Source organism: Paenibacillus sp. FSL M7-0656, assembly GCF_038003225.1.
Taxonomy (GTDB): Bacteria; Bacillota; Bacilli; order Paenibacillales; family Paenibacillaceae; genus Paenibacillus; species Paenibacillus amylolyticus.
In genome coordinates this window covers 4,316,687-4,329,495 of record NZ_JBBOOT010000001.1, presented here as the reverse complement: position 1 = coordinate 4,329,495, position 12,809 = coordinate 4,316,687, and the positions used below count along the sequence as shown (strand labels likewise).

The 12,809-nt window shown below is 43.2% G+C and carries 10 protein-coding genes; 2 read left to right on the top strand and 8 right to left on the bottom strand.

Features of this window, described 5'->3' with window-relative positions; translation table 11 throughout:
- Window positions 1-14: 14 nt before the first annotated feature.
- On the top strand, window positions 15-362 hold the full coding sequence (locus MHI01_RS19185) for a helix-turn-helix domain-containing protein (RefSeq protein ID WP_340983845.1): 348 nt from the start codon (window positions 15-17) through the stop codon (window positions 360-362).
- A 405-nt stretch (window positions 363-767) separates the two neighbouring features.
- Here MHI01_RS19185 and MHI01_RS19180 read toward each other — a convergent pair whose 3' ends face one another.
- The 8 genes from MHI01_RS19180 to MHI01_RS19145 all read right to left on the bottom strand — a co-directional run bounded on the left by MHI01_RS19180 (window position 768) and on the right by MHI01_RS19145 (window position 11,140).
- Window positions 768-1,433 (bottom strand): MAE_28990/MAE_18760 family HEPN-like nuclease, encoded by a 666-nt coding sequence (locus tag MHI01_RS19180; RefSeq protein ID WP_340983844.1) that lies wholly within the window; start codon window positions 1,431-1,433, stop codon window positions 768-770.
- On the bottom strand, window positions 1,426-2,481 hold the full coding sequence (locus tag MHI01_RS19175) for a DUF262 domain-containing protein (protein ID WP_340983842.1): 1,056 nt from the start codon (window positions 2,479-2,481) through the stop codon (window positions 1,426-1,428). The genes MHI01_RS19180 and MHI01_RS19175 overlap by 8 nt, the downstream gene beginning before the upstream one ends.
- Complete coding sequence (dcm, locus tag MHI01_RS19170; RefSeq protein WP_340983841.1) at window positions 2,474-3,772, bottom strand: DNA (cytosine-5-)-methyltransferase; 1,299 nt, start codon at window positions 3,770-3,772, stop codon at window positions 2,474-2,476. The genes MHI01_RS19175 and dcm overlap by 8 nt, the downstream gene beginning before the upstream one ends.
- Window positions 3,773-4,173: 401 nt before the next feature.
- Entirely contained in the window at window positions 4,174-5,868 is a 1,695-nt protein-coding gene (locus tag MHI01_RS19165) for a histidine kinase N-terminal 7TM domain-containing diguanylate cyclase (RefSeq protein ID WP_340983840.1), read from the bottom strand.
- A gap of 335 nt (window positions 5,869-6,203) precedes the next feature.
- Window positions 6,204-6,974 carry an AAC(3) family N-acetyltransferase gene (locus MHI01_RS19160; protein ID WP_340983839.1) on the bottom strand — a complete coding sequence of 257 codons (771 nt, stop codon included), beginning with the start codon at window positions 6,972-6,974 and terminating at the stop codon, window positions 6,204-6,206.
- Window positions 6,975-7,134: 160 nt separating this feature from the next.
- On the bottom strand, window positions 7,135-8,553 hold the full coding sequence (gene araA, locus MHI01_RS19155) for an L-arabinose isomerase (protein WP_282319800.1): 1,419 nt from the start codon (window positions 8,551-8,553) through the stop codon (window positions 7,135-7,137).
- Between the two features lie 273 nt (window positions 8,554-8,826).
- A complete protein-coding gene (locus MHI01_RS19150) occupies window positions 8,827-9,522 on the bottom strand; it encodes an L-ribulose-5-phosphate 4-epimerase (protein WP_036611813.1) in 696 nt (231 codons plus the stop codon).
- Window position 9,523: 1 nt separating this feature from the next.
- The gene (locus MHI01_RS19145; RefSeq protein ID WP_340984880.1) at window positions 9,524-11,140 is read right to left on the bottom strand and encodes a xylulokinase; all 1,617 of its coding nucleotides are present in this window, start codon (window positions 11,138-11,140) and stop codon (window positions 9,524-9,526) included.
- A 441-nt stretch (window positions 11,141-11,581) separates the two neighbouring features.
- Between MHI01_RS19145 and MHI01_RS19140 the strand changes: the two genes are divergently transcribed.
- Complete coding sequence (locus MHI01_RS19140) at window positions 11,582-12,673, top strand: GntR family transcriptional regulator (RefSeq protein WP_340984879.1); 1,092 nt, start codon at window positions 11,582-11,584, stop codon at window positions 12,671-12,673.
- The last annotated feature ends 136 nt before the right edge of the window (window positions 12,674-12,809 follow it).

The window sequence follows — 12,809 nt, the reverse complement described above, 5'->3', positions numbered from 1 at the left end:
ATGAGGTGATTTAAATGTCAGAGTTACGCCAATTAATAGGCACACGAATTAGAGCAATGCGAAATGCCAAAGGACTTACTCAACAAAAGCTGGCTGATATAGCTGGGTTAGATTATAGATATATTGGAGCATTAGAAAGAGGCGAAAGAAACTTTTCCATTGATACTTTGGAGAAAGTCCTTATCGCCTTGAATGTTTCTATTAGTGAATTGATGTATTTAGAAGATCTTAGAGACAGTGAAGAAACTACAAATGATCGGCAGAAAGCGATTGATGAATTTATTGCTGCTACAAGTAATTTGACTAAAGAACAGATTCAAATAATTCAAAGAATTAATCATGAATTATTTGGAATATTTTAAAGTTTCTAATTATAACCATAAAAACGTTATAAAATTGCTACGATGCAGTTTTTTTATTCATTTCTGAACAGGCCGGATTATTAATTTGTTAAGAAAAAGATGAGGATATACAAGAGTGTAGGTGAAACTAGAAAACAACAACTAAGTACCCTTCTAGTATCTCCACTTTTCATTCCAGAAGTATAACTTATATTTTTTCAGATTTGACTTAATAAGATCATGAGAGATAGAGAGTGAATATACAAGTTAAATTGATATTAAACTGAAAAAAAGCTGTAATTTATATGTAGCAATATTCTTTATTTTTGACAGACTTTTTTCTCTAGACTGTTAGCTAGTTGTCCGAAAAAATAATTAATAAATCTCCCAAACAGAGTATTAAAAATACTAATTATATTCTCCATTTTATATACTCAAATAACGTGTGTTATCACTATAGTCTTTCATACCATCCAAAATTCCGCTAATAAAGCTGATAACTTCATCTTTAATATGTTCAAGATCACTTAAGGACATGTCTCTAGCACAGTCACCAAATGATTCATCTCCATGAGCAAGGTTATTACGTTTTTCTTTCACAACCCTCAAGCAACCATCATTATCAGCGGCGACATATCTTATTCGATGCTTATCACATAGTTTTTTTATGGCTCGAGCATCAAGATTACCACTTATCCCTAATGAATCTTTATTTAAAGCTAGGGGCTGACTTGTAATGACCTGGGTTATTATAGATTGAACACGATCTTCATAAACTGCTCTACCCGCAATATTGGAGTAGACTTTTCCAATTTCATAGTTGGACCATATGGATTGAATTTCGCTTATAAGATCACCATAAGTACTTCCACTGTTCTTTAGCTTCTCATAAATCTCTAACATACCACTAACTACACATGCCTCAACCAAATTGTAAACCATAAGTAAAAAATTTGATTTCAAAATTCTTAAAAGTCTCTTATTATCTATTGTACGTATATTATCACTTTCACTATCAATTTCGGACATTATGGAGTAATAAAACTCTATCTCTTTTGTACGATCCTCGAAAAGAATAAAAGTATTAATCATTTTTAGCGTCCCTCAGCAGTTGGTTTCTAACAAACTCAACACGCTCTTTTAATTTCCCTTGATTATTACTTGCATCCGATGTTGTAAGTTCCTTAAAACGCGCAGAATCTATCCAATCAATAGATTTCACTTCTAACTCAGGATTATCCCTTAGAGCTAAAGCGGTACCTACAGAAATAGCTTCGAAACGAACCCTTGGTGTTGTCTTTGCAGTCTTTGTTTTTGCAAACCCACACGGGAAATTTATTTCAATAAAATTTAGAGTACTATTAAATTCTTCGAGATAAGCCTTTTCATCAAAACTGTTTTGATGAGTAATTAAAAAATCATCCAAGAAATCACCTACTCTATGGTCAAATGATTTGTAACTATTTACATACGCGAAAAACCTTAGCAAAAGTTCAAACCGCTCATGTCTATCATTCTGGCTAGGTGTAACCGGACATAGTTTAACAAATAGGGGATCTTTCGCATAACTATCTATAAATTCAGTTAACCTACCTGGGAATGAACCTCGGCGGACCTCAGACTCATTAGCTTTAATTCCAGATGTATTGATACGATTAAATATATCTTGTCTAATATCATTAGGAGTGGACTCATCCAACACAATAACTCGCATAGTCTTATTTAGAAAACGTCTCTGCTGCGAGTCAGAAAGGTCTGAAAACTTAAAATCCTTAAGGCATGTTAATTTTGGGAGTTGAGACAACACTAATTGATTATTTGTGAATGCAGCTAGAGTTTGAACACGCTGAGCGCCATCTATTATTTCCATACTACCATTTTCCCTGTCACCAAAAAACATAAATGGAATTGGCAATCCTAACAAAACAGATTCAATGAACGAAGTCTTATTTTTATCTTTCCATACAAAATCTCTTTGATAAGTTGGAACAAAGAACTCTTTTTTTCCGAATTTTGAGACTATTAACTCAACAGGATAGTCTTTTGTATCATAATCAATTTGTTTCTGTAAGGCCTTTAATTGAATCTCTGCTTTTTCCTTTTGCTCAATAGATATACCTTTCAATCCTTTTTTAGCCATTTTGTCTAATCCCCTCAACATGAGATTGAATGCTTTCACCAATTGCGCGTCCAAGATTTACGGGTACAGCGTTACCTATATGTATCCCTAATTCCTTTTTGCTCACTCTCCCATTTGGAGGCAGAAAAGCATAATCTCTTGGAAAAGACTGCAGCATTGCACCCTCTCGAATGGACAAAGCCCTATTTTGCTCAGGATGCCCAAACCTACCATTACCATAGCCATAAAACTGAGTAGTAATTGTTGGAGCAGGCTCGTCCCATGACATCCGGCCATACACGGAAGAATAAGTGCTTCCTGTAACTTTTTTGTGACAATTTAATTGTAGTGACTCATCCCAGTCTCTCCATGTTCCGCCTGGTACGGATTGTTTAATACGGGCAATATTTTCTTCCGAAAGACTGGACGAAGAATGTAAAGGATCTTCTTCTGAGGCTTGTCCTGCATTAATTGAAGGTAATTCTCCTATACAATCTCTAACTGTCAAATAATTCCCCGGAGTATATTGTGGGCCTATAAGAGAAATATCCCCGAGCCGTGATGCAAGTAATACCAACCGTTTTCTCCTCTGAGGAACCCCATATTCTGGACAAAAAACCACATCCCACCAAACATGATAACCCATTTCAATAAGAGACATCCTAAAATCATTAAATACTGATTCAGTGGCTAGCTCTGGTACATTCTCCATAGATACTATTTCGGGTAGAATGTCCCTAACCTTATCTGAAAATGCGTAAAGCAGTCTCCACTTATCTCCTTGATGCCCTTCTTTTCGATAACGTTGCGTATATCTTGAAAATGGTTGGCAAGGAGCACAACCCACAAGTGCACGAATTGCTTGATCTGGATATAAATTTGATATCTCTACTGATGATAATTGAGAAATATCTGCCTCAATAAAAACTGCATTATTATTTGTCTCATAAGTATATTTACAGGTACCATCAATATCAAAACCTGCAGCCACACGTATACCCGACTGTATAAGCCCATGTGCTAATCCGCCTATCCCACAAAATAAATCAACTGCTACAATCGGCATCTTGTATCCCCCTCCAGAAAACTCCTCTTCTCTACATGTCTGATCAATAAACATCACGTATGCTTCTACACCTAATGCCGAGGAAATTTTTTCAATATTATCAAGCGCAATACTGCGCTTTCCTCTTTCTAATGCACTTATATATGTTCTATGAAGGCCCGCACGATGTGCAAAATCTTCCTGTGATAGTCCAAGCTTATTTCTATATCTTTTAAGATTATCTGCAAAGATATTTAGTAGTCTCATAATAATTCACCCATTTTCAAACTATACTATTCTCAGACAATAAGTCAACATACAATAAGCAACAATTTAGTGATGTAAATCTACCTTAACTATGGAATTATCAGTTGCAGATTGATACAAAAAGTAGATGCTATAAAAGACAGAAACAAAATTTAGTACTCATTCTCATATTTATAATTATACCAAGTTACTATCTATCCACATTTGGTAACTATCGATTTTTCACCAATTTTTTTAATTTCCGTAATAAAAAAAGGGAAGTAGCTCCCCACTTGCCCTTCTAGTATTATAAATGACCATAAAGAAAATATACCTAGTGTTATTGCACCAGATAAATTTTCAGAAAAATGAATTTAAATATAATAACTTGTCTTATTCTCGCTAATTTTTTATTTCCCTTTTCAAACAACTCCCCGCTCAAACGCCGCAAACTCAATCCGATTACGCCCATTCTGCTTCGCCTGATACAATGCCTTATCCACCGCTGCAAACAGTTGCGTCAAATACCCCTCCGGATTGTCCGGCACATGCACAACTTCAAAATCCTCAAAGGAAAGAATCCCAATACTAATCGTAATCGACACCTGCATAATCTCGTGATCCACCATAATGTTGTTAGACTCCACAGCTGTTCTCACGCGCTCCGCGATTTGGTTCGCCAGATCATGCTCCGTGTGCGGAAGATAGATCATGAACTCTTCCCCGCCATAACGCGTCAGAATATCGGTACTGCGAATGGATTGTTTGACCGCCTCCGCCGTGCGGACGAGCACTTCATCCCCGATGACATGTCCATAGCGATCATTGATCGCTTTGAAGTAGTCGATATCGAGTAGCAGGAGTGAGAATGGTGTTTTGTATTGAATATTGGTAATGACCTCGTGATTCAGATGTTGGGTCAGATAACGACGGTTGTAACAGTTGGTTAAACTGTCCGTCAGGGCGAGTTCCTCCAGTTTGCGATTGGCCTCGGATAACTCCTGACGTATCAGGTCTAGCGCCTGATTGCGCTCCTGAAGCGTTACGTTCTGGCGATTCATCTCTTTCACGTAGAAACGCTCCTGCGAGACATCCTGGAACGTGAGAATATGACCGATCGGCACAAGAGCCGAATCCACAATCGGAGACGATTGCAGGATATAGTGCCGGATATTGTTGTCCCGCTCCACGATCACTTCAATGTGAGAGAGGGTATTTTCCTTTTTCTTATAATGATTCACGAACGCCCGATAGCTACCCACAACTTGAACAGACTCCAGAAATACCTCCATATCAAAAGAATCCCCCACATGCAGATTCATAAAGGATCGAGAGGCTTTGTTCGCTTCAACAATGACTTCATTCTCATCCAGTACCAGGATGCCATATGGAATGGTATTGATCACGTCCTCATGCGCGATGGAGACCAGATCGAACACATTGTATCTTTTGATCACATAAACAAAGAACAGGTCCGACAGAAAGATCCCCAGCGAAGTCATGCCAGGAATGATCGGCAACCAGCGGGCTAGAACGACATTCAGAATCGCATCAATCGTTGCAAAAACAGCCAACACCAAGATGCCCCACAGGGTGATTCTCACCTGTTTTTTGATCATGGCAGACGTCTGCGAAGAATACACCGCCCGGAATAGAACCACGAGAGAAGTCAAGAAGTAGCTCACCAGAATAGTCATCACAACCCAGAACCAAAGGCCGTAATCCCGCTCGATGTACCCGCCCTCCAGTGGAATGACGAATTCGTTCCATGGATTAGCGACCACACCTATAGCCCCGATCACCGCAGGGACAAATAGCAGAAAGGTTCCTTTTGCACTCAGACGCTCTGAATAACCGGTAATAAAGATCGTCAGTAGAAGCCACCCGCTCCCCAGCAGAGAGACCGCAACGAAAGATAACGTAACGTAGAACAATTGCAGACCGGAATCATCCGTGAGCGTACTCGCAAATTGACAGAAAGGCCAGAGCATCATCAACCCGTGAAATAAAAAGTACACCTTATGTAAGTTCGTAATTCTAACCGTAGCAAATACATATACACCTACACCAAACAATAGGACAAATAAAAAGAGATCATACCATACTAAAGGGTTCACGAATCTTCTCCTTCTTAGATGCTACAATGACAACGTGGTTGTTCATGATTCTATGTGATACTTATATATAACTTCAATAAACACCTATACAATTCTGCTACGCCAACCTTATTGGTTAATTTAACCATATCTTATCACACCACCATAAGGGTGAGTAGCCCATACACTGGAAGTCCGACCAACCTCTGATCGAAATGCTGATCTATTTCTGATTATTTATGAATGCCTTTGAAGGTTTAGAGTACAAACAGGAGAGGAGATCATTTGCTCGGGAGTTATTCAGCTATCATCAAGTGGTCGATATCGAGCCATCCGGCTACCGGACGGCCCTTGTATCATTCGGTTACTGCATGTAGAGGGAGATTGTCCGTGAATAGATCGGGGTTATGCTTGAGCATCTCCGTAATTACCTCTGCTGTCTTAGCCGCATCACACACTCTTACGACCGCATCACCGAGCATTCCTTTACGCATCGCACCTTCGCGAACCAATACCTCATCTACTTTCCAGAAATGCTCCGACCATGGCAACCCACAATGTCTGCGGGATGGTACTGAAATCTGACTTCCATCTGATAAAACCGTATACAGCATTTCATGCTCGTCCGTCATTCTGCCTGGGATGTCCACCCACTCTTCGACCCCATGGATAAATGTATTCCGCTTCAAATCAACGCCTACTAATAAGATCGTTGCTTTCCGATCGAGCAGTTTCCCCCATGCTGAACCTCTCGCACACGGTGTATCGAATAGATGATCGTCCTTCGTAAATGCCTCTGCGTCCCGTCCCAGTGCTGCTACTGAGTGCGTCGGGTGCCACGAACGAACTACGCCCGGACGTTTACGAAAAAGTTCAGGCAGAATACCGACACAACAGGTAGAATTTTCCACGTGGAACACTGGGTTATCCGCATTAATGGTAGACCACGTATGAGTGGGAAGCACCAACAATCCCTCTTTCATATAGTCACTAAAGGCATACAACACCGTGTCTGCTCCACCTTCAACCTCGCCTATACTTTTCATTGAAGAGTGAATGAGCACCGTGCCTTGCCTATCCACACCAAGCTGTTCTAGTTGCTGCATCAAGCTTTCTTTTGTATACATGTCCTTCCTCCTTCATTTCTTATCCCTTTTCGATGAAAAAGCAAATCCTTGCTCAGCTTCACATCATGCTTCTCAGCATAACAAACAAAGGGCCGAGGGTTAACCCCCGGCCACAGAGAAAAAAATTGGTTGAGTTCAGGCAGTAGCTACCGCTCAACTTTTACTTAATAATAACGTACTCCAGATTCACTAGCTTCGCATAAGTCACGATCTGGTCTGTCGTCAGGTTCAAGGATACAACCGTATGGTGACCACCACCATTTTCGATCCATGCTTTCACTCCATCTTGGAAGTTAGGCTTCACGCTCCACAGAACACGTGCTACCGGCAGGTTAGGTGCTGGAACGGTTGGCTCAAATGCAGATACTTCATTGATCAGCAGTTTGTAATGTGTACCGAAGTCTGCCATGGATACCACAACACCTTCACCTGCTTTGCCGTCGAATACGAGACGTGCCGGATCTTCACGATCGCCAATACCCAGTGGGGACACGATGATTCTTGGTTTGGTGCTGGCAAGTGTCGGATCTACTTCAAGCATGTGAGATTGCAGGATAGCTTCCTGTCCAGCGGCCATCTCGTATGTGTAGTCTTCCATGAAGCCTGTGTTCTCGTTATGGGCCATGATTTTCAGCAAACGATCCAGCGCAGCTGTTTTCCAGTCACCCTCACCGGCAAATCCGTACCCTTGAGCCATCAGGCGTTGTACAGCCAGACCCGGAAGTTGTTTCATGCCATGCAGATCTTCGAAGTTCGTAGTGAAGGCACTGTAACCACCTTCGTCCAGGAAACGTTTGATCGCAATTTCATAACTCGCTTGCACACGTACACTGGCTTCCCAAGCTTCCTTGCTGTTCGTGCCGTAATCGAATTCGTAGAGGTCTCCATACTGAGCGATCAAATCATCGATTTCCTGCTCTGTCACAGCGTTCACGTATTGCACGAGGTCGCCAATACCAAAGTAATCAACGGTCCATCCGAATTGGATCTGTGCTTCTACTTTATCACCTTCGGTTACGCCCACGTTGCGCATGTTGTCACCGAAGCGCGCTACTTTGATGTTAAAGCTTTCATTATAAGCTACCGCTACGTCCATCCAGTCAGCAACCTGTTGTTGCACTTCTGGGCGCTCCCAGTAGCCAACAACGATTTTATTTTGTTTTCTCAGGCGGGCATTAATGAAGCCATATTCACGGTCACCGTGTGCCGCTTGGTTCAAGTTCATGAAGTCCATATCGATGGTTGACCAAGGAATGCTTTCGTTGAATTGGGTTGCCAAGTGCAGCAAAGGTTTTTGCAGCAATTTCGTACCACGAATCCACATTTTCGCTGGGGAAAACGTATGCATCCATGTGATCACACCTGCTACTTCGTCACGGTAATTGACTTCTTTCATCGTGCTCGTGATTTTATCTGCGCTTACCGCCAGATCCTGCAATACGAGCGGGTACGGCAGTACGCCACTTGCATTAAGGGCATCCGTGATTTTCTGTGCGTTGGCTTTTACTTCGCCCAGTGCTTCTTCTCCGTACAAGTGCTGTGAACCGACCACAAACCAGAATTCTTTTGCTGCTGACATATAATCATCCTCATTTCATTATTTTATAGTTGAATAAATGGGTTACACTGGACCACTGCGCAGCCAGAATAATCTTCCGATCACTGTTATCCCCAGATTTTTTTGATTCCCTTTTCTAAAGGGAAAATCCGGGGATAAAGGTGAACGCTCCGCTTCTCCAGCTTTCTTCTGTCTTCTCCGTTATCGTGTAAAAGTTTTATACAACTTCGTTGGCAGTAGTAGCACAAGATCTATTCGATTGGATTAGTGTCATCCGATCGATACACAAACTAATTACTTTTGTCCGTAATACGCGTCTTTTCCGTGTTTTCGCAGATAGTGCTTATCCAAAATGCCTTGTGGCAGTTCTTTCGCGAAGTTATTTAACTGCCGCGCGTACAGGTTCATTTTGCACACTTCCTCCAGCACGACGCTGTTCACCACCGCAGACTTGGCATCTTTCCCCCACGTAAACGGTGCATGACCATGGAGCAATACTGCTGGAACAGCCATAACATCAATGCCACGCTGTTCAAACGTTTCAATAATGACGCGTCCTGTTTCCGCTTCGTATCCGCGATCAACCTCGTCCTGATTCAGGAAACGTGCACAAGGCACCGCCCCGTAGAACGTGTCTGCATGCGTGGTGCCCATTACAGGTACGTCCAGTCCGGCTTGCGCCCAGATGGTCGCCCATGTGGAGTGTGTGTGCACGATGCCGCCAATCTCCGAGTAATGCTTATATAGTACGGCATGTGTTGCGGTATCCGAGGAAGGTCTCATCTCACCCTCCACCACGTTACCGTCCAGATCAACCACAACCATGTCGCTTGCTTTCATCGTATCGTAGCTAACGCCACTTGGTTTGATCACGAACAGACCGCTTTCCCGATCGATTGCGCTGACGTTACCCCATGTGAATTTCACAAGTCCGTGCTTTGGCAGTTCCAGATTCGCCTGGAATACCTCTTCTTTCAGTTGTTCTAACATGTTATTCCCTCCCGTTCTCTACCAGATGATCTACGGCTGATTGCTCAATCGCAAGTCCACTCCGGTAGCGTTCGATAAATGCTTCAAACCCTTTCACATCGGATGCATCCGGCGCCACTTCGACACCCTCCACATCGTTAAAGACTTTCTGCTCTAGGAACACATCCAGACTCTCCTCTTGATCCTTGTTGATCATGTAGGAAGCCAGAAGCGCCATGCCCCATGCGCCACCTTCACCAGCGGTAGACATTACCGACACCGGCACGTTCATCGCAGCGGCTACAATCCGTTGCCCGACGACAGGCGTTTTGAACAGGCCACCGTGAGCCAAAATGCTGTCAATCGCCACATTCTCTTCCTCCGTCAAAATGTCCATACCCAGCTTGAGTGCACCGAAGGCACTGAACAGATGGGTCCGCATGAAGTTTGCCAAAATGAAGTTGCTTTCCGGGGAGCGGACGAACAATGGACGGCCTTTCTCAAGTCCCGTAATGTTCTCACCTGAGTAGTAACCGTAGCTGAGCAAGCCACCACCATCAGGGTCTGCCTCCAAAGCCTTGTTAAACAACACGCTAAACAACTTGGCGTTTTCCACTTCATATCCCATTGCTTGAGAGAATTCGCGGAACAGTCCAACCCATGCGTTGATATCACTGGAACAGTTGTTGGCATGCACCATCCCTACTGGACTGCCATCCGGCGTGGTGACCATATCAATCTCGGGATACACTTTGGACAATTCCTTCTCCAGTACGATCATCGCAAATACGGATGTGCCAACGGAGATGTTGCCCGTACGTTTTCTCACGCTATTTGTTGCCACCATACCCGTTCCCGCATCGCCTTCTGGCGGGCAGAGCGGAATGCCTGCTTGCAGATCTTGCGAAGGGTCGAGCAACTTGGCTCCCGCTTCCGTCAATACACCTGCATTCTCACCAGCGAGATATACCTTGGGCAGAAGGTCCTCGACTTTCCACAGATAACCTTTGCCTGCGATCTGTTCGTCGAACTGTTGGATCATGGATGGGTGATAGTTATGTGTAGACTCGTCAATTGGGAAAATGCCTGATGCATCGCCGATCCCAATCGCCTTATTACCCGTCAGCAACCAGTGGATGTATCCAGCCAAAGTTGTCAGGTGATCGATCTGTGGCACATGCACCTCTTCGTTCAAAATCGCTTGATACAAGTGGGCAATGCTCCAGCGTTCCGGAATATTGAATTGCAGAAGTTCCGTTAGCTCTCTTGCGGCTGCTCCCGTCGTAGCGTTACGCCACGTGCGGAAAGGGACCAACAGTTCACCCGCGCTATCCAAAGCGATATATCCGTGCATCATGGCCGAGAATCCGATAGAACCGACCGTTCGCAGCGTAATTCCGTATTTCTGTTCTACATCTTGCTTCATCTCACGATAAGCCGTTTGCAGACCTGTGATGATATCCTCCTGGTTGTACGTCCAATATCCATCTTTCAGGAGGTTCTCCCATTCATAACTGCCTGACGCGATGGTCTCAAAACGCTCGTCAATCAACACCGCCTTAATCCGCGTTGATCCAAATTCAATACCGAGCGAAGTAGCGCCCTTGGTAATGGCTTCTTTCAAGTCCATTTGACTCATAATCACGTGTATCCCCTCTCCGGTCGCGATTTCACATCCCAAAGGATGCATATATAAGGTGAAGCTTCTACTTATGACAATAGCTAATAATGAATTTTGTATAAGAGGTGGTTCAAAAAGTCTGTGTTTTCAAAGAATGCGCTTTCCTTTTCTGACAGCCTTAGTATATTTTTTGTACGTACATTTGTCAATAATATATAATAGTTATACTTACAAAGGACACATAATGTGCTCATTTTGACCATTCAAAGGTCTTATATGGCTATAAAAAGGCTATGCTGTAAGGTACACCTCCATCCAAAAAGGCTGGATATGTACGGTTTATTTTGAAAAATGTTCGGTTTTATTTTCATCCTATCTGAATCATGCTAAAATATGTACGTACAACTATTTGAACAACAACGTTGATATAGATGAGTAACGATGAAAGAAGTGGACTACGTGAAGCCAAAATACCAGGTCATCATTGATGATATAAAGAGTCATATCCTTTCGGGGACATATAGCATAGGCGAGCAGATCCCCACCGAGTTGGCATTACAGGAAAGCTACACCGTAAGTCGCCAGACCGTGCGGAAGGCTATTTTGGAGTTATCAAACGAAGGATTTTTACGAAGCGAAAAAGGTTCAGGGACCTACGTTAGCAATCAGTATCGCTCTCGATCAGGCGGCAACACATCGAAGAAAACGATTGGTGTGATCACGACATACATCTCGGATTATATCTTTCCGTCCATTATCCGCGGTATTGAGAGTCGTCTGAATGAGGACAACTACTCGTTACTGCTGGCCAGTACTAATAATGATGTAGCGCAGGAGAAAAAAGCCCTCGAAATGATGCTCTCCTACGGCGTGGATGGCCTGATTGTCGAACCAACCAAAAGTAATCTCTACAATCCCAACATTGCATACTACCTATCGTTCAAAGAGCAGGATGTGCCGTTTACGATGATTAATGCATTTTATGAGGAGCTGGAGGTTCCGTTCTTCTGCCTGGATGACGTGCAATCCAGTTATCTTGCCACACATGAATTGATCGCCAAAGGCCATACCCAGATCGGCATCATTGCCAAAATGGATGATCTACAGGGGAAGTACCGGATGAAGGGGTACATCAAGGCGCTGGGTGAAGCGAAGTTACGGTTCCATCCTGAGCAAGTGCTTTCCTTTGATACCGCATCGAAACCGGGTTTATCCTCTAATGTAGCAACGTATCTGGACGAAAACAGGGATTCGCTCACCGCGATTGTCTGTTACAACGATGAGGTGGGACTGGAGGTCGTGAACGCCTGCAGGCAACTCGGCATCTCGATCCCGGATGAGTTATCCATCATTGGGCAGGACAATTCGTACATCGCCAAGAACGCCAACATCAGGCTTACAACGCTAACCCATCCTCAAGAGCAAATGGGCCGTGATGCTGCCGACTGGGTGATCAAGAAGCTGCAAGGCAAAAAGGATCTGCCAACAAACACCTACTATCAGCCAGTGCTGGTTGAGGGGGAGACGGTGAAGGAGATCGTAGTGGAATAATATTGTTTTGGGACGGGCGTTAAGTTGTTACCGAGCGTTTCTGTCCAACATAATTAAAGAAGGCCGTCAGAATATCTGCGGCCTTCTTTGTTTTTGTTCAATATAATGAGGAATTAACTTCTTCTTACATATACAT